Source organism: Aromatoleum toluolicum (assembly GCF_012911005.2).
GTDB classification, from domain to species: domain Bacteria; phylum Pseudomonadota; class Gammaproteobacteria; order Burkholderiales; family Rhodocyclaceae; genus Aromatoleum; species Aromatoleum toluolicum.
Map to the genome: position 1 here is coordinate 1 of NZ_WTVS01000062.1, position 17,437 is coordinate 17,437.

The window sequence follows — 17,437 nt, forward strand, 5'->3', positions numbered from 1 at the left end:
GACAGGGGTTGGGGTGGGGATGGGTTAAGCAGACCTCGTAGAAACCCATCCCCCTCCTAACCGGTAGTCTCGGCTTCGCCTCGCCGCTCCACAGGCGGCAAGCAGTGCTCGCCGAAACCCCTGTTCCGCCCCCCTTGAAGGGGGAGGAACGACGGCGGCGCGCACAAAACCCCTGACGCCGTCATGCTTGTTTCGTCTTCCCGAGCGACTATCCTGAGAGTCTTAGGAGGGCGGGCGCATGGACCAGATCGTATTGCTGATCGGAACGCGCAAGGGTGCGTTCCTCCTGCACAGCGACGCCGGGCGGCGCGAGTGGCGCCTCACCGGGCCGCATTTCCTCGGCTCCGCGGTGCACCACATGGTGCTCGATCCGCGCGACCGCAAGACGCTGCTGCTGGGCACGCGCCCGGGGCATCTCGGCCCGACTGTATTCCGCTCGAGCGACCTCGGCGAGCACTGGCAGGAGGCGACCAGACCGCCCGCCTTCGCGCCGTCCGACGACCCCAAGGCGGCGAGCGTGGACATCGTCTTCTGGCTCGCCCCCGGTCACGCCTCGGAGCCGGGCGTGTGGTATGCCGGCACCGTGCCGCCGGGGCTCTTCCGCTCGGAGGATGGCGGCGACACCTGGCAGGAAGTGGCGGGCTTCAACCACGAACTCCTGCCCAACCTGCGCGAAGTCATCGGCCCGATTCCGGGCGGCCCGCCGCTCCACTCGATCTGCATCGACCCGCGCGACGCACGCCACCTGTACGTGTCGCTGTCCTCGGGCGGCACCTTCGAGAGCACCGATGCCGGTGCGAACTGGCGCGCCCTCAACCGCGGCGTCGCGGCCGACTTCCTGCCCGACCCCGATGCCGACGTGGGCCACGACCCGCACCGCGTCGCGCTGCATCCGCTCGCCCCGGACCGCCTGTACCAGCAGAACCATTGCGGCATCTACCGCCTCGACCGCCCCGGCGACCGCTGGCAGCGCATCGGCCGCGCGATGCCCGCCGAGATCGGCGACATCGGCTTCCCGATCGTGCTCCATCCGCGCGACCCCGACACGCTGTGGGTCTTCCCGATGGACGGCAACGAGAACTGGCCGCGCACCTCGCCGGGCGGCAAGCCTGCCGTGTATCGCAGCCGCGACGGCGGCGAGAGCTGGGAGCGCCAGGACAACGGCCTGCCGCGCGGCCACGCGTGGTGGACGGTGAAGCGCCAGGCCTTCTGCGCCGACACCGCCAAGCCGCTCGGGCTGTATTTCGGCACCACCTGCGGCGAGCTGTGGGGCAGCCACGACGAGGGCGACACCTGGCTGTGCCTCGCCGAGCACCTGCCTGAAATCTTCTCCGTCGAGTTCGCCGCGCCCGCGTGATGAGCATCCGCGTCGTCGTCCCCGGCCAGCTCTACAGCTACACCGGCGGCCAGTCGCAACTTCGTGCCGAGGGCGCGTCGCTGGGCGAAGTCCTCGACGACCTCGACCGCCGCCATCCCGGCCTGCGCTTTCGCGTCGTCGACGAGCACGGCGCGATCCGTCCGCACGTGCGCTTCTTCATCAACCGCCAGCCCGCCCTCGCGCTGTCGCACCCGCTCGCCGACGGCGACGAACTCCTCGTTGTCGGCGCGCTGAGCGGCGGCTAGGCTGCATACTGTCGGGCACATTCCGGTCGCATCGGGCAAACGCCCCGACCGGTGCAGGCGCGCGCGCAGACGGGGGCGAAGCGATGGCGAATCCGGCGATCTTCATCAGCTACCGGCGCGACGACGCCAGCGGCGACGCGGGCCGCATCTTCGACCGCCTCGTCGCGCAGTTCGGCCGTGAGCGCGTATTCCGCGACGTCGACGCGATTCCCGCGGGCGAGGACTTCGTCGAGGCGATCCGCCACCGGATCCGCCAGGCCGACGTGCTGCTGGTGCTGATCGGCCCGCGCTGGCTCACCGCCACCGACGCCGAGGGACGCTGGCGCCTGGCCGACGACGGCGACTTCGTGCGCATCGAAATCCTCGGCGCGCTCAAGCGCGGCATGCGCGTGATCCCGGTGCTGCTGCAGGACGCCACCATGCCGCGCGCGCAGGACCTGCCCGGCGGGCTCGCGCCGCTCGCCCAGCGCAACGCCTTCGAGATCCGCAACACGAGCTTCGACCGCGACCTCGCCGAGCTCCTCCGCATCCTCGCGCCGGGCTGGCGCCACACCCTCTTCCGCCTGCTGCGCCAGGCCCCGCTGCAGGCGGCGGTCGCGCTCGTGGCGGCAATCCTCGTCGGCCTGTGGGCCTACCCGCTGGTCGTCGACACGCCCGACAAGGTGCGCGTGCGCATCAACCAGATGGGCCTCGCGTGGGATCCCGCGACCTTCGTCGAGCTCGCCGAGAAGAACGACGCCGACGCGGTCGCGCTCTACCTGCGCGCCGGCATGCCGGTCGACAGCGTGGATGCCGGCGACGTCACCGCGCTGATGCGTGCCGCCGGCGCGGGCCACCTCGCGCTCGCGCAACAACTGGTGAAGGCCGGCGCGGACGTGGATCGCGCCCTGCCGTGGGCCGCCGGCGCCGGCCGCGCCGCGGTGCTGGAGGCGCTGCTCGCGCAAAAACCCTCGAACGAAGCGATCAACCGCGCGATGGTCGCCGCCGCCGACACGGACTTCGCGGTCATGAAGCGCCTGCTCGAACTCGGCGCGGAGGTCGACTATCGCGAGGAAGGCCGCGATACGGCACTGGGTCTGGCCGCCGGCGCGCTGAAGCTCGACGCCGTGCGCGAACTGCTCGCGCGCGGCGCGAACCCCAACCCCGACAAGCCGGACGGCTGGCTGCCGCTGCACCGCGCGGTCTACGCGAGCCGTCAGGAGGGCGAAGGCCTCAAGCGCCAGCTCGAACTCGTGCAGCTCCTGCTCGACAAGGGCGCACAACTCGAAGCGCGCACGCGCTCGATGGCGGACTGGCAACCGACACCGCTGCTGCTCGCGCTCCGCAAGCCGGCGCCGGAGGTCGCCCTGTTCCTGATCGGGAAAGGGGCCGACGTCAATGCCGCGAGTGCCGATCCGAGCGGCATCGACGGACAAGCGGCCCTGGTGGCCGCCGCCGCGGGGGGCCATGTGGCGGTCGTCGACGCCCTGCTGGCGAAAGGCGCTGCGATCGGCGCACGCAACGGTCGCGGCGAGACCGCGCTGATGGCCGCCGCGGGCGGTTACGGCAGTGGGCAGGCGGCAATCGCGCGCCGCCTGCTCGACGCCGGCGCCGAGCTCGATGCGCGCAGCGACTCCGGCTCGACACCGCTGATCCGCGCCGCCGCCAGCAAGAACGAGGTGCTGCCCCTGCTGCTCGAGCGCGGCGCGGACGTCAATGCCGCGACGAAGAACGGCTGGACCGCACTGATGGTCGCCGCACAGGTCGGCAATGACGACTACGTGCGTGCGCTGCTCGCCCGCGGCGCCAATCCGCGCGCCCTCAACGAGGACGGTGAGAGCGCCGCCACCCTTGCCGCGCAGGGCGGCTACAAGGGCGTGCTGCGGACCCTGGGCGCTCCGCCCGCGCGGCCCGCACGCGATCAGTAACCGACCGTGAAGCGCCGCCGCGCGTGCGCCGGGCGTTCCAGCTCGTCGATCATCGCCACGGCGTAGTCCTCGACCGAGATGCAGCTCTCGCCCCGTGCATCGACGAGCAGCTGGTCGGTGCCGAGGCGGAAGCGGCCGGTGCGCTCGCCCGGCTCCAGGTGGGCCGAGGGGCTCAGCATCGTCCAGGCGAGATCCGGCTCGGCACGCAGCAGCTGCAATGCCTCGCGCGCCCCTTCGGCCGTGCCCTTCCACTGCGCCGGGAATTCGGGCGTGTCGACGAGCTGCACGCCCGGCGCGACCTCGAGGCTGCCCGCCCCGCCGACGACCAGCAGGCGCGGCACGCGCGCCTGCTTCGCCGCGGCGATGATCGAGCGCATGCCCTGCACGTAGTAGCCATACACCTCCGCCTGCGCGTGGCCGCTGAAGGCGCTCACGACCGCGTCGTGGCCCTGCAGCCGGGGGGCGAGCGCCGCACTGTCGAGCACGTCGGCCTTGACGATTTCGAGGCCAGGCTGCGCCGCCAGCTTCGCGGGATTGGAGACGACGGCCGTGACGCGATGGCCGCGTGCGAGGGCTTCCTTCAGCAGGGCGGAGCCGACGTAACCGGAAGCGCCGATGAGAACGATGTTCATGGATGTCACCTTGGTCGAGGGATGCGAGGGGAGGTCGATGTGTGCAACGGCGCCATCATCACACCGCGGATTGTTTTCAAAAACAATTCAGTTCAGAATTTACTGTTTTCAATTTACAGACAAAGTAGGCATCGCATGGGTATCGCGGACCGCATCGACCTCAACGGACTGCTGATCTTCGCCGCCGTCGCCGAAGCCGGCGGCTTCACCGCCGCGGCCGATCGCCTGGGCATCGCCAAGGCCAAGGTCAGCATCGAGATCGGGCGCCTCGAGACTCAGCTCGGGATCAGCCTGCTCAGCCGCACGACGCGGCGCGTCGCCCTTACCGAGGCCGGCCACACCCTGTACGCCGAATGCGTGCCGCGGCTGCGCGGCATCGAGGAAGCGCTCATGCAGCTCGGCAGCCCGTCCGCGGAGCTGACCGGAACCCTGCGCATCGGCTGCACCGTCGATCACGCGGAACAATCCCTCGGCCGCGTCGTCGCCGAGTTCGCGGCACGGCACCCGCAGCTGCACATCGACCTGCGCACCAGCGACCAGGTCGTCGACCTCGTCGAGGAAGGCCTGGACGTGAGCTTCCGCATGGGCTGGCTGCGCGACTCGTCGATGCGCGCGCTCAAGCTCGCGGATTTCGCCCAGTACATCGTCGCCGCCCCGGACTACCTCGCGCGCGCCGGACAGCCGCAGCACCCCGAAGAACTCGCGCGCCACGAATGGGTCGCCCTGACGCTGCTGCCGACGCCGCTGACCTGGACCTTCACCCATGCCGACGGGGAAAGCTGCAGCGTGCGCACGCGCGGGCACCTGCGCGCCGATTCCGCTGCGGCGCTGCGCGCGCTGCTCGAAGGCGGCGCGGGCGTTTCCGCGCTCGACCAGTTCAGCGCCCGGCCGGCCATCGAGAGCGGCCGGCTGGTGCGTCTGCTGCCCGAATGGACGCCGCCCGGCGGCGGCCTGTACGCCGTGTATGCGCCGGGCCGGCACCAGCCCGCGCACGCGCGCCAGTTCGTCGACTTCTACCGCCGCCAGTTGCAGCGGCGCCTGGAACAATGCTTCGGCAGCACCCCGTCCGCGCCCGCCACCCCGGCGCCGCAAGCGGGGTGAGACCTGCGGACCGTCGCAGTGTCAGCGCGCGCATTCGGTCACGCCCGGACCCGAAAAATTCCCGACACGTCGATAGTGTTTTACCGCTGCCCTGCCTATATTACTTAAGCCGCATATACGGCTTAACGTACGGGGAGGTATCAAAATGGGGTTCATCGCACGCCACGCCATCACCGGCGCACTGCTCACCACCCTCTGTGCCTTCGGCGCCGGGCCGGCCGCAGCGTCCCACTACACCGGCTCCTGCAGTACGGAACTCAATGCAGTCGAAACAGCAATCGACGACGCCGTGTTCCTGGGAAAGAAGGCTGGCACCGACGAGAGCAACCTGGACGCCAAGCTGGACGCCGCCGCGGCAAAGATCGCGCTGCAGAAGCACTCGGACGCGATCGACAAGCTGGAAAACATCTCCGACACGGCCACCGCCCTTGCCGGCGCGCCGAAGCCCAAACTCGACGACGCGACCGGCATCAACGGCGCGGTCAGCGCCGCGATCACCTGCGTCGGCGGCCTGTAAGGGCTCGCTCGCGAAATTCCCCGACACGCGCCAGGACCGGCCCCACCGCGCACCGGCGGACCGCTCCTGGCGCACACGCAACGCACGCCGCCATCGCCCGGTCCGTAATTGCAAATCATTTTCCTTTGGCTATGTTGAAGCATCCCGTCCAGTGGAGCCCGACATGGCCAGACAGATCTACGTGAATCTTCCGGTACGCGACCTGCCACGGACGCGCGCCTTCTTCTCCGCGCTCGGCTTCACCTTCGAACCGAAGTTCAGCAACGACGACGCGGCCTGCATGGTCATCGCCGACAACATCTTCGCGATGCTGCTCGTCGAACCCTTCTTCCGCAGCTTCACACGCAAGACGATCTGCAACACGGGCGAGAGCACCGAAGTGCTGATCTGCCTGTCGTGCGAAAGCCGCGCGGAGGTCAAGGAGTTGGTCGCGAAGGCGGTCGCCGCGGGCGGGCGGATCGCGCGCGAGGACAAGGAGCACGGCTTCATGTACGAGCATGCTTTCGAGGACCTCGACGGCCACACGTGGGAACTCGTCTACATGGATCCGGACGCAGCGCCGAACTGACACACGCGATTTTCAAGGCCTCGCAGCGCGCCCGGCAAACTCACGCTAGAATGGCGCCCGCCTGCCGTTTCGATGCTTCCGGCATCATGCCGCGGCCGGCAGACATCCATGACCGAATCGATGCCCGCCTCCTCTCCCGTGCTGTCGCGCCCCCTGCTGCTGGGCATCGCGCTGTCGCTCGCGCTGCATCTCGCGCTGCTGATCGGCCCGCAGGTCGACCTGCGGCCGCTGCCCGGGCTCGATCGCCTCGACGTGACCCTGGTGAGAACGGCCCCGCAGGTCGCGGTGAGCGAGGCGCCGCCGCCCGCACCGCCGCCGGCGAAGAAAAAACCACCGCGCCCGCCGGCGGAGCCGAAGACCGCGCAGGCGAGCATTTCCGACAAGCCGGTGGTGCAGCCCGAGAGCGCCCCGGAACCCGCCGCAGCCGAACCGCTGCCCGCGCCAGAGCCGGCGCCAGAGCCCGTACCCGAACCGGTTGCCGAAGCCGCCCCCGAAACCCCGGCGGACGCCGCAGAGCCGGTAGCCGAGTCGCCCGCCACTGCGGAAGCCGCGCTGCCGGCCGAAGCGACGCCGGTCGCCGGCAGCAGCGGCCAGGCCTGGCCGCGCGCCGGCCGCATCGCCTACCTCGCGCTGATGGGCGAGAAGCAGCTTCCGATGGGCAAGGCGACGCACCAGTGGGAAGTCGCCGAAGACGGCAGCTACCGCATCTCGGAGCTCGTGGAGCCGACCGCCGTGGCCGCCATCCCGTGGTTCCGCCCGGGGCGCAAGCTGCGCGAAAGCACCGGCCGGATCACCGAGACCGGCCTGCGCCCCGAGCGTTTCACCGAACGCGAGGACGGCCGCCCCGGCGAAGTCGTCGCCGAGCTCGACCGCACGGCAGGCGAATTCCGCAGCGCCGGCACCACCGACACCCTGCCCGACAACGCGCAGGACATCCTGTCGCTGCTCTATCAGCTCGGCTACCCCGGTGCCGCGGCCGCCGGCACGCTGCCGGTCACCGCGGGCGGCGCGCTGCGCGGCTTCCAGCTCGAAACGATCGGCGAGGAAACCGTGCATCTGCCCTTCGGCCAGGCCTGGCGCGCCCGCCACATCCGCGCACGCTACGGCAGCGCGCGCGAGATGACCGACGTCTGGCTCGCGACCGACCACTTCGGCCTGCCCGTGCTGATCCGCACGATCGACGCCAAGGGCGTCGTCTACTACCTCGTCGCCACCGAGGTGATGGTCAGCCGCGACGCCCTGCCGTCCGCGCCGCGCTGACCACCGGCGTCCCGGCCGGACGCGCGCGGACAGCGCCTCGCCGGCTTGCTTTCGCATGATCCTCGCCTACCATCAACGCATGCCGGGCGGGACGCCGCAGCATGCCTGACGGGTAGCCACCGCACCGGCAAGCCACCCCGACGCGGAGGACATGCCATGCTGTTCATCACCAGCAGATTGCCGACCCACAACACCGAGCCCGAACTCAACCCGGACTTCGTCTTCGACCTCGGCAACAACGCCTCGAGCCGCGCCTTCTACTGCTGCCGGCGCAAGAAGAAGGGCAGCTACGAGGAGATCGGCAGCAAGGCCCTGCTCTGCGCGATCAAGGAATCCAAGCACCGTCAGGTGCTGCTCTACATCCACGGCTTCTCGAACATGCCCGAGACGGTGTTCCAGAACGCCGAGGAATTCCAGGCCCTGTGCAACAAGAAGAAGGCCGGCGAAGTGCTGGTCGTGCCGGTGATCTGGCCCTGCGACAACGACCTCGGCATCGTCAAGGACTACTGGGACGACCAGAAGGCCGCCGACCAGAGCGCCTTCGCACTCGCGCGCATGTTCCAGAAGTTCATGGAATGGCGCTCCTCGCCCGAATACAACCCGGAAGACGATCCCTGCCTCAAGCGCATCAACGTCCTCGCCCACTCGATGGGCAACCGCGTGCTGCGCGAGACGCTCGCCAACTGGTGCCGCTACGACCAGCCGCAAGGCCTGCCGCTGCTGTTCCGCGCCACCTTCCTGGTCGCGGCGGACATCGTCAACGAATCGCTGCACCGCGGCGAAGTCGGCGAACTGATCTCCCACACCTCACGCAACGTCGTCGTCTATTACGCCTCGGACGATCTCGCGCTGCGTGCAAGCAAGGTGTCCAACCTGCGCAACGCCGAAGCCTCCCGCCGCCTCGGCCACACCGGACCGGAGGACATGGACCGCACGCCGAACAACGTCTACGCGATCGACTGCGATGACGTGAACACCCGCTACGACCCGCCCAAGGGTCACTCCTACTTCCGCTCAGGGACCAAGAAGGGCGAGCCGGGCGTGGTCTTCGACCACATCTTCAACACCATGCTGACAGGCCGGGTGTTCCCCAGCGACGAGTTCCGCAAGTCGAGCATCCTGGAACTGCCGGGGAACACCTGACCCGGCGCGGGACCGCAGCCGGCCGCCCGTGCGGTGCCCGGGCGGCAGCGCGAGTCCCGGCGCCCATGGCGTCCAGGTTGCCAGAACGCTCGCCGGACGGAGACAATAACCGCTCTTCCGACACCACCGGCACCTGCGAACCGGCTCCCCGTCCCGATGTTTTCCAAGACCCTGGGCGCGCTACTCGTCGCGCTCACGCTGCTCGCGAGCCTTGTTTCCGCCCCCGCCGCTGCACAAGCCCCGGTGCTGATCGGCCTCGACGCCGAGTTCGGCCACAAGACCAGCACCTCGGCACAAGCCATCCAGCAGGGCATCGAGATCGCGATCGAGGAAATCAACGCCGCGGGCGGCGTGCTGGGCGGTCGCAAGCTCGCGCTGGTGGTGCGCGACAACCGCGCACTCCCGGCCGTCGGTGTCGACAACCTGCGCGAACTCGCCGCCATGCCCGATCTCGTGGGCGTGTTCGGCGGCAAGTTCAGTCCCGTATTCCTCGAATGGCTGCCCGTCGCGCACCAGCTCGGCGTCCTGATGCTCGACGCGTGGGGCTCCGCCGACCCGATCACCGAAAACGCCTATCGCCCCAGTTACAGCTTCCGTCTGTCCCTGAAGGATGCGTGGGCCGCGCCCGCGATGCTCAAGTTCGCACGCACGGAACGCGGGGCAAGCCGCGTCGGCATCCTCCTGCCCAACTCCGGCTGGGGGCGCAGCAACCGCAACGCACTCGTCACCGCGGCCACATCGGCCGGCGTCAGCATCGTCGGTGAACACTGGTACAACTGGGGCGACCCGTCGCTGCTCGAACAATATCGCAGCCTGCGCGCAGCCGGCGCCGAGGCGATCATCCTCGTCGCCAACGAAGCCGAAGGCGCGTTGCTCGTGCGCGAGGTGGCCGCACAGCCGCCGACCGAACGACTGCCGATCATCAGCCACTGGGGCGTCACCGGCGGGGCATTCGCCGAGCTGGCGGGACCGGCGCTCGACCAGGTCGACTTCGCGGTGATCCAGACCTTCAGCTTCATCGGTGTGGACACGCCCGTCGCCAAGCGCGTGCTCTCGGCGCTGAAGACCCGCTACGGAATTGACGGCGCGGAACGGGTCCGCGCGCCGGCCGGTGTCGCCCATGCCTACGACCTGACGCACCTGCTGGCGCGGGCGATCGCGCGCGCCGGCTCGACCGACCGCGCGAAAGTGCGCGCTGCGATGGAAAAACTGCCCCCCTATCCGGGCCTGGTACGCCACTACGAGCGCCCGTTCACGCCCGAGCGCCATGACGCGCTCGGCCCCGAGCAGGTGTTCATGGCGCGCTACACGGCGCAGGACGTGCTGGTTCCGCTCGCGCGGCCGGCGACGGGGCTACGCGGCCGATGAGTCGCCGGCGACCCCGTCCTCAGCCGTCCCCGGCGCCCGCCGCCCGGCACTGACATCGCGGAAGGCGGTCACGACGCGCTCGAGGTGGCCGTCGACGTCCGGAACGGGGATCGCATCCATGCGCAGCAGGTGCAGTTCGCCGCCGACCAGGCGCCCGACGACGCGCCCCGTCACGGGGCTGCCGGCGCACAGGGCCTGCACCGCGGGGAGTTCCGACAACGCGAGGTGGCTCCCATCGGCGCCCAGCAGGGACCACGTGTTGTCGAGCCCCAGTCCGGACAGGCCCCCGAAGCCGAGCCAGTTGCGCGCCGCGTCGTTCGCGTACTCCGCGATACCGTCCGGCGAGTGCGACAGGATCCCGATGTCGAGCCCGGAGAGAAGCTCTCCGTAGCGCACCAGCGTATCGATACCGGAAGGGAGATCGGACGGGAGCATATGGTGTGTATTCCTTTGCTTCGCTGCGGCCGAACGCAAGGGTCGCCCGTTGCGTGCCTTAGTGTCGCACCATCGCGGGCCCGTATGCCGCAGGCAACAAAACTTTACATCGGAGTATGCCATCCCCGAAACACGGATATTTCACACCGGCAACACCCTTTCCCCACTGCATAGCCCGATCGTGATCGCGCTCAAGCGCCTGGAAGGAGTCGCCCGATCAGCGCGCGCATCTTCACCCAGTGCGAGCCCTCCCAGAACACCCGCCGGCACACGTCGCAGGTGCTGAAGCGCGTGTGGCGCTCGCGCACACCCTCCGGCAGCAGGTGTTCGATGCTGGCCTTGTCGACGGCATGCAGCGGCGCGTTGCACGCCAGGCACAGCGAAAAGGGGCGCGCGCTGCGGGCGAGATCCAGGCGCGCGAGGATCTCGGCGAACTGCAGCTCCGGCTTCAGCGCGTGCACGTAGCAGCCGTGCGTGATCGTGCGGCGCTTGAGCAGCTCGCGGTCGCGCGTCAGCACGATGCGCCCGTCGTGGGCGGCGATCGCCTCGATGTCCTCGTCGGCGAAGTTGTTGTCGTAGAGCGTGTCGAACCCCGTCATGCGCAGCAGGCGCGCGAGGCCGCCGAGGTGGGCATCGGCGACGAAGCGCGTCGTGCGCAGCGGATGTTCGCGCACGCGCAGCAGCGGCGTGATGTCGAAGGTCTCGAAGCGCGGATACACCGACACGCGGTCGCCGTCGCTGAGCTGCCGGTCGAAGCCCACCGACTCGCCATTGACCAGCACCAGCTCGACCTCGGTGTGCGGCACCCCGAGCGCCTCGATCATGTGCTTGACCGTCGCGGCGCGCGCGCACGCCACCGTGATGTCGCGATAGCGGCGCGCCGGCGCGAGGAAATCGTTGAGTTCCTCGTAGAAGCGGAAACTCGCCGACACCATCGCCACCCTCCCGCTCAGGGCGCCGGCCGCGCCCGGAAGCCGAAACGCGCCGGCACCGCCGCGCGCGCGACGGCCTGCAGCGGCAGGTCCCGCCACCTCACCTGCGACCTCACCTGCGACGCATCCCCCGCGCCGCCCGTCATCACCGCGAGCAACGCCTCGTCGTCGGCCACGCTGCCATCGACGCAGCGGCATTGCGCGAGGAACGCCGCGAGGTCGCGGTCGTCGAGCAGGCCGGCGCCGAGATTGGTGTCCAGCAGCACGTTGCCCTCCTCGTCGAGGTACGCCGCCGCAACGGCCGCGACCCCGGCCCCGGTGTGCGTCGTCAGGTTGCCGTCCGGATGCAGGCGCAACACCCAGGGGGCGTATTCGAGCGCCACATACACCCGCTGCGGCCCGTTATGCACGAGCCAGTTGCCCGCTTCGTCGCGGCCGTAGGCGGCGTTCAGGAAGCCCGCCAGTCCCGCGTGCACGACCACCTCGCCCTGCAGGCGCCACGTGCCGCGACGGTCGAGCGACAGCCAGTCGTAGCAGGCGGGGACGTCGGGCCAGCGGGCGAGTGCGGCAGGATCAGGGCTGATGGTCATTACGGCGGAACTCCGGTGAAAGTCTCAGGATAGCGCGCCGCAGCCGCGGGCAGAACCCGGCCGCGCATGCGCGAAGCGCCGGAGTCTGGGACAATCCCGCGCTTGCCCATGCGGAGTACCGCGCCATGACCGAAGCGCTTGTCGTCCTCACGAACTGTCCCGACGCCGCCTGCGCCGACGCGCTCGCCACGCTGCTGGTCGAACGCCGCCTGGCGGCCTGTGTGAACGTGCTGGCCCCCTGCCGCTCGGTGTACCGCTGGCAGGACCGGATCGAGAGCGCGAGCGAAGTCCCGCTGCTGATCAAGACCACGCCGGTACGCTACGCGGAACTCGAGGCGGCGATCCGTGCGAACCATCCCTACGAACTTCCCGAAATCGTCGCGGTCCCTGTCATGCGAGGCCTGCCCGGCTACCTCGACTGGGTCGCCGCGGAAACGGCGCCACCAGCCGACGACGGCGCAACGCAGACCGTTACCTGAGCTGGCGCAAGACACATGTCTTGATCCACATCGAAGTCCGGCCGCACCGGCCATCCTACAATCGCGCCCTAACATAGCGCCACCGCGCAACGCCGACCGCCCCCATGCACCGCCTCCTGTCCCTGATCGCCCTCCTCGCCAGCCTGTTCGCGCTGTCAGTCCCCGCCCACGCCGCCGCCACTGTCAGCGGCACGCCGATACGCCCCGAAGAGGCCTTCGTGCTCTCCGCGCAGGCGCTCGACCCGCAGACGGTCGAGGTCACCGTGAAGATCGCGGGCGACTACTACCTCTACGCCGACAAGTTCCGCTTCCGCGCCGATCCCGACACCGTCACCTTCGGCACGCCGCAGCGCCCGCCGGGCAAGGTCACGAAGGACGACTTCTTCGGCCAGGTCGAAACCTACCGCAAGGAAGTGAAGATCCTGCTGCCCGTCAGCGCCCCGGAAGGCACGACTAAATTCCGCCTGCTCGGCAGCGTGCAGGGCTGCTGGGACGGCGGCATCTGCTATCCGCCCAACGAACAGACCGCCGACATCGACCTGCTCGCCAAGCCGGTCAAGACCGGCGGCAGCTTCCTCGACGGCCTGCTCGGGCGTGACGACAAACCCGCGCAGACGGCCGCGGCGAGCGGCAGCAGCGGCGGCGTGTCCGACGACGAGAGCGGGCGCATCGCCGGCCTGCTGCGCGACGCCAGCGGCCCGCTGGTGCTGCTGAGCTTCTTCGGCTTCGGCCTGCTGCTCGCCTTCACCCCGTGCATGTTCCCGATGATCCCAATCCTGTCGGGCATCATCGTCGGCCACGGCCATCAGATCTCGCGCGGACGCGCCTTCGTGCTGTCGCTGGTGTACGTGCTGGGCATGGCCGTCACCTACGCCGCGGCCGGCGTCGCCGCGGGCCTCTCCGGCACGATGCTGGCGGCCGCGCTGCAGAACGCCTGGGTGCTGGGCACCTTCGCGCTGGTGTTCGTGCTGCTGTCACTGTCGATGTTCGGCTTCTACGAGCTGCAGCTGCCGTCGGCGCTGCAGAGCCGCCTGTCCTCCACCGCCAGCCACCAGCAGGGCGGCAGCCTCGGCGGGGTCGCGGTGATGGGCGTGCTCTCGGCACTGATCGTCGGCCCCTGCGTCGCAGCCCCGCTCGCCGGCGCGCTGCTCTACATCGCGCAGACCGGCAACGCCGTGCTCGGCGGCGCGGCACTGTTCGCGATGGCGCTCGGCATGGGCGCCCCGCTGCTCATCGTCGGCGTTGCCGCCCGCTCCGTGCTGCCCAGGGCCGGCGCGTGGATGGAAGGGGTCAAGAAGGCCTTCGGCGTGATGCTGCTGGCCGTCGCCGTGTGGCTGCTCACCCCGGTCGTGCCGCCGCTGCTGCCCATGCTCGCGTGGGCCGCGCTGCTGGTGTTCTCCGGCATCTTCCTGCACGCGCTCGATCCGCTGCCGCCGCACGCCAAGGGCTGGCAGCGCTTCTGGAAGGGCGTCGGCGTCGTGCTGCTGATCGGCGGTTCGGCGATGCTCATCGGCGCGCTGGCCGGCTCGCGCGACCCGCTGCAGCCGCTCGCGGTGCTGCGCGCGCAGGCCACCGCCGCCAACGCGGCCGAGCTGCCGCGCTTCGAGAAGGTCGCCTCGCTCGCCGAGCTCGACGCGCGCCTCGCCGCGGCCGACCGGCCGGTAATGCTCGACTTCTATGCCGACTGGTGCGTCTCGTGCAAGGAGATGGAGCGCTTCACCTTCACCGACCCGAACGTCGCCGCGCGCATGGGCCGCATGCTGCTGCTGAAGGCCGACGTCACCGCCAACAACGACGACGACAAGGCGCTGCTCAAGCGCTTCAACCTGTTCGGCCCGCCGGGCACGATCTTCTTCGACCCTGCCGGCAAGGAACGCGACGGCCTGCGCGTCGTCGGCTTCATGCAGGCGGCGGACTTCGGCGAAGTCCTGGATCGCGCGCTGCGCTGAGCAACGACCCGATTCGTAGGGCGGGTGGAGCGCAGCGCATCCCGCCAGACCGGCGTTTGCTGCGCCCCGGCATCGGCATGGCGGGATACGCCTTCGGCTCCTCCCGCCCTACGGAAGTTCGCCGATCGTCCCGACGAACACGCCACGAAATACCGTTTTCCGCCGCGTTTCGCCTACAATCACTGTTCCCTAATCCGCCCTCCCACCCCAAATGTTCTCCGGAATCGTGGCCGCCTGCGGCCGAATCGAACGCATCGACCCCCTGCAGGACGGCGTCCGCCTGACGGTCAACGTGGCCGATCTCGACCTCTCCGACGTGCAGCTCGGCGACAGCATCGCCAACAGCGGCGTCTGCCTCACGGTCATCGCGATCGACGGCCCGCGCGTGCAGTTCGACGTGTCGCGCGAGACCCTCAACTGCACGGCCGGCCTCGACGAAACCGGCAACGAGGTCAATCTCGAGAAGGCGCTGCGCCTCGCGGACCGCCTCGGCGGCCACCTCGTCACCGGCCACGTCGACGGCGTCGGCGAAGTCGTGCGCTTCGTCCCCGTGGGCGAGAGCCACGACCTCGTGATCCGCGCCCCGGCCGCGCTCGCCGGCTACATCGCGCGCAAGGGCTCGATCACCGTGAACGGCGTGAGCCTCACCGTGAATCGCGTCGAAGGCACCGAATTCTCCATCAACCTGATCCCGCACACCGTGGCGGTGACCAATCTCAAGCGCCTCGAGGCGGGCAGCCGCGTGAACCTCGAGATCGACCTGATCGCCCGCTACTGCGAACGCCTGCTCGCGTGGCGCGAGGAATCCGCACAATGACCGCACTGTCCCCCATCACCGAAATCGTCGAGGAAATCCGCGCCGGCCGCATGGTCGTGCTGGTCGACGAGGAAGACCGCGAGAACGAGGGCGACCTCGTGCTCGCGGCCGAACACGTCACGCCCGAAGCGATCAACTTCATGGCCAAGTACGGCCGCGGCCTGATCTGCCTGACGCTCACCGAAGCGCGCTGCAGGCAGCTCGGCCTGCAGCTGATGGTGCGCGACAACCGCTCGCCGCACGGCACCGCGTTCACGGCCTCGATCGAGGCTGCCGAGGGCGTCACCACCGGCATCTCGGCGCACGACCGCTCGCGCACCGTGGAAGCCGCGGTCGCGCGCAACGCCAAGACGACCGACATCGTCCAGCCCGGCCACATCTTCCCGCTGATGGCGCAGAACGGCGGCGTGCTGATCCGCGCCGGCCACACCGAAGCCGGCTGCGACCTCGCCGCGCTGGCCGGGCTCGAACCGGCCGCGGTGATCTGCGAGATCCTCAAGGACGACGGCACGATGGCGCGCCTGCCCGATCTCGTCGAGTTCGCCAAGGAGCACGGCCTCAAGATCGGCGCGATCCGCGACCTGATCCAGTACCGCTCGTCGAACGAGCACCTGATCGAGCGCGTCGCCGAGAAGGACGTCGACACCCCGCACGGCCGCTTCCGCCTCTACGCGTTCGAGGACAAGACCACCGGCGAGGTGCATTTCGCGATGTCCAAGGGCGACATCCAGCCCGAGCGCGAGACCCTCGTGCGCGTGCATGAGCCGATCTCGGTCGTCGACTTCCTCGACGCCGAAAGCGCCCGCCACACCTTCCCGGTCAACCAGTCGCTTGCCCGCCTCGCGCAGGCCGAGCAGGGCGTGATCGTGCTGCTGTACCGTCCGCAATCGGGCAGCGAGCTGCTCGCGAGCCTGACCGGCAACGGCTACCAGCCGCCGAAATGGGACGCGCGCCTGTTCGGCGTCGGCGCCCAGATCCTGCGCGATCTCAAGGTCGGCAAGATGCGGCTGCTCTCCAGCCCGCGCAAGATTCCGAGCATGGCCGGCTTCGGCCTCGAGATCACGGGCTTCGTCGATCCGGCCTGAGGTGGTACCCTCGACGTTTTACCGCGCCGGAAGTCCTGCGGATTTCCGGCTTTTCCGCTTTTGAAAGAACCGAACATGGCCCGTTACGACAACATTCCCGAATTCGAGCCCGATCTGAACGGCCACGGCCTGCGCATCGGCATCGTCATGAGCCGCTTCAACCAGGACGTGTGCGAAGGCCTGCTGTCGGCGTGCACCGCCGAGCTGCAGCGCCTCGGCGTCGCGCCCGACCTGATCCGCATCGCGACCGTCCCCGGCGCGCTGGAGATCCCGCTCACGCTGCAGGCCATGGCACGCAGCGGCCGCTACGACGCGCTGATCGCGCTCGGCGCGGTGATCCGCGGCGAGACCTACCACTTCGAGCTGGTGTCGAACGAGATGGGCGCGGGCATCAACCGCATCGGACTCGACACCGGCATGCCGATCGCCAACGGCGTGCTCACGACCGAGGACGACGACCAGGCCCTCGCGCGGATGCAGGAAAAGGGCAGCGACTGCGCACGCACCGCAATCGAGATGGCCCGCCTGCTGCGGATGCTCAAATGAGCGGCAAGGCCGCACGGCGCCGCGCGCGCGAATTCGCCCTGCAGGGCATCTACCAGTGGCTGCTGTCGGGCAACTCGGTCTCCGTGATCGAGGACCACGTCGCCCAGGTCACCGGCTTCGACAAGGCCGACCGCGAGCTCTTCGTCAGCTTGCTGCGCGGTACGCTCGCGAACGTCGAGGCGCTGCAGGAGGAGTTCGTCCCCTTCATCCACCGCTCCGTCGAGGAACTCTCGCCGGTCGAGCGCGCGATCCTGCTGCTCGCGACGCACGAGATGAAGACCGCCCCCGACACGCCCTACCGCGTGATCATCAACGAGGCGATCGAGCTCGCGAAGAGCTACGGCGGCACCGAAGGCCACCGCTTCGTGAACGGCGTGCTCGACAAGCTCGCGGCCAAGCTGCGCGCGGTCGAGGTGAACGCCGCGAAGGACGCGAAGTCCTGAAGTCGCCGGCGAACGACTGACGATCGAACGGGCCTGCGCGGC

19 protein-coding genes are annotated in these 17,437 nt (G+C 69.5%); 15 read left to right on the plus strand and 4 right to left on the minus strand.

Features of this window, described 5'->3' with window-relative positions; translation table 11 throughout:
• Nucleotides 1-238: 238 nt before the first annotated feature.
• The 3 genes from GPA27_RS22065 (at nucleotide 239) to GPA27_RS22075 (ending at nucleotide 3,530) form a co-directional block, all read left to right on the plus strand.
• Nucleotides 239-1,357 (plus strand): beta propeller repeat protein, encoded by a 1,119-nt coding sequence (locus GPA27_RS22065; protein ID WP_169142588.1) that lies wholly within the window; start codon nucleotides 239-241, stop codon nucleotides 1,355-1,357.
• Nucleotides 1,357-1,623, plus strand: coding sequence for a MoaD/ThiS family protein (locus GPA27_RS22070; RefSeq protein ID WP_211165158.1), 267 nt, complete (start codon nucleotides 1,357-1,359; stop codon nucleotides 1,621-1,623). The genes GPA27_RS22065 and GPA27_RS22070 overlap by 1 nt, the downstream gene beginning before the upstream one ends.
• 83 nt (nucleotides 1,624-1,706) lie before the next feature.
• Complete coding sequence (locus GPA27_RS22075) at nucleotides 1,707-3,530, plus strand: ankyrin repeat domain-containing protein (RefSeq protein WP_169142589.1); 1,824 nt, start codon at nucleotides 1,707-1,709, stop codon at nucleotides 3,528-3,530.
• Here GPA27_RS22075 and GPA27_RS22080 read toward each other — a convergent pair.
• On the minus strand, nucleotides 3,524-4,162 hold the full coding sequence (locus GPA27_RS22080) for an NAD(P)-dependent oxidoreductase (protein ID WP_169142590.1): 639 nt from the start codon (nucleotides 4,160-4,162) through the stop codon (nucleotides 3,524-3,526). The genes GPA27_RS22075 and GPA27_RS22080 overlap by 7 nt on opposite strands.
• A 135-nt stretch (nucleotides 4,163-4,297) precedes the next feature.
• On the opposite strand from GPA27_RS22080, the gene GPA27_RS22085 reads away from it, so the two are divergent.
• The 6 genes from GPA27_RS22085 to GPA27_RS22110 all read left to right on the plus strand — a co-directional run bounded on the left by GPA27_RS22085 (nucleotide 4,298) and on the right by GPA27_RS22110 (nucleotide 10,119).
• Complete coding sequence (locus GPA27_RS22085) at nucleotides 4,298-5,263, plus strand: LysR family transcriptional regulator (RefSeq protein ID WP_169142591.1); 966 nt, start codon at nucleotides 4,298-4,300, stop codon at nucleotides 5,261-5,263.
• 145 nt (nucleotides 5,264-5,408) lie between these two features.
• The gene (locus tag GPA27_RS22090; RefSeq protein ID WP_169142592.1) at nucleotides 5,409-5,780 is read left to right on the plus strand and encodes a hypothetical protein; all 372 of its coding nucleotides are present in this window, start codon (nucleotides 5,409-5,411) and stop codon (nucleotides 5,778-5,780) included.
• A gap of 163 nt (nucleotides 5,781-5,943) precedes the next feature.
• Complete coding sequence (locus GPA27_RS22095; protein ID WP_169142593.1) at nucleotides 5,944-6,348, plus strand: VOC family protein; 405 nt, start codon at nucleotides 5,944-5,946, stop codon at nucleotides 6,346-6,348.
• A gap of 108 nt (nucleotides 6,349-6,456) precedes the next feature.
• The gene (locus GPA27_RS22100; protein WP_169142594.1) at nucleotides 6,457-7,608 is read left to right on the plus strand and encodes a DUF3108 domain-containing protein; all 1,152 of its coding nucleotides are present in this window, start codon (nucleotides 6,457-6,459) and stop codon (nucleotides 7,606-7,608) included.
• A 156-nt stretch (nucleotides 7,609-7,764) separates the two neighbouring features.
• Nucleotides 7,765-8,751 (plus strand): alpha/beta hydrolase, encoded by a 987-nt coding sequence (locus GPA27_RS22105; protein WP_169142595.1) that lies wholly within the window; start codon nucleotides 7,765-7,767, stop codon nucleotides 8,749-8,751.
• Between the two features lie 156 nt (nucleotides 8,752-8,907).
• Nucleotides 8,908-10,119 carry an ABC transporter substrate-binding protein gene (locus tag GPA27_RS22110; RefSeq protein WP_169142596.1) on the plus strand — a complete coding sequence of 404 codons (1,212 nt, stop codon included), beginning with the start codon at nucleotides 8,908-8,910 and terminating at the stop codon, nucleotides 10,117-10,119.
• Here the strand turns inward: GPA27_RS22110 and GPA27_RS22115 are convergent.
• The 3 genes from GPA27_RS22115 to GPA27_RS22125 form a co-directional block, all read right to left on the minus strand.
• A complete protein-coding gene (locus GPA27_RS22115) occupies nucleotides 10,105-10,554 on the minus strand; it encodes a PAS domain-containing protein (RefSeq protein ID WP_169142597.1) in 450 nt (149 codons plus the stop codon). The genes GPA27_RS22110 and GPA27_RS22115 overlap by 15 nt on opposite strands.
• A 191-nt stretch (nucleotides 10,555-10,745) precedes the next feature.
• On the minus strand, nucleotides 10,746-11,489 hold the full coding sequence (locus tag GPA27_RS22120; protein WP_169142598.1) for a Mut7-C RNAse domain-containing protein: 744 nt from the start codon (nucleotides 11,487-11,489) through the stop codon (nucleotides 10,746-10,748).
• 14 nt (nucleotides 11,490-11,503) lie between these two features.
• Entirely contained in the window at nucleotides 11,504-12,076 is a 573-nt protein-coding gene (locus GPA27_RS22125; RefSeq protein ID WP_169142599.1) for a DUF2946 family protein, read from the minus strand.
• Nucleotides 12,077-12,201: 125 nt separating this feature from the next.
• Here GPA27_RS22125 and cutA point away from each other — a divergent pair, with 125 nt between their 5' ends.
• From cutA to nusB, 6 genes are all read left to right on the plus strand, one after another.
• Nucleotides 12,202-12,555 carry a divalent-cation tolerance protein CutA gene (gene cutA, locus GPA27_RS22130; RefSeq protein WP_169142600.1) on the plus strand — a complete coding sequence of 118 codons (354 nt, stop codon included), beginning with the start codon at nucleotides 12,202-12,204 and terminating at the stop codon, nucleotides 12,553-12,555.
• A gap of 104 nt (nucleotides 12,556-12,659) precedes the next feature.
• Complete coding sequence (dsbD, locus tag GPA27_RS22135) at nucleotides 12,660-14,504, plus strand: protein-disulfide reductase DsbD (protein ID WP_169142601.1); 1,845 nt, start codon at nucleotides 12,660-12,662, stop codon at nucleotides 14,502-14,504.
• 211 nt (nucleotides 14,505-14,715) lie between these two features.
• Nucleotides 14,716-15,321, plus strand: a complete 606-nt coding sequence (locus GPA27_RS22140; RefSeq protein WP_169142602.1) for a riboflavin synthase — start codon at nucleotides 14,716-14,718, stop codon at nucleotides 15,319-15,321.
• Entirely contained in the window at nucleotides 15,318-16,406 is a 1,089-nt protein-coding gene (ribBA, locus tag GPA27_RS22145; protein WP_169142603.1) for a bifunctional 3,4-dihydroxy-2-butanone-4-phosphate synthase/GTP cyclohydrolase II, read from the plus strand. Before GPA27_RS22140 ends, ribBA begins: the two co-directional genes overlap by 4 nt.
• A 75-nt stretch (nucleotides 16,407-16,481) precedes the next feature.
• Nucleotides 16,482-16,952 (plus strand): 6,7-dimethyl-8-ribityllumazine synthase, encoded by a 471-nt coding sequence (gene ribH / locus GPA27_RS22150; RefSeq protein ID WP_169142604.1) that lies wholly within the window; start codon nucleotides 16,482-16,484, stop codon nucleotides 16,950-16,952.
• Entirely contained in the window at nucleotides 16,949-17,395 is a 447-nt protein-coding gene (gene nusB, locus GPA27_RS22155; RefSeq protein WP_169142605.1) for a transcription antitermination factor NusB, read from the plus strand. The genes ribH and nusB overlap by 4 nt, the downstream gene beginning before the upstream one ends.
• The last annotated feature ends 42 nt before the right edge of the window (nucleotides 17,396-17,437 follow it).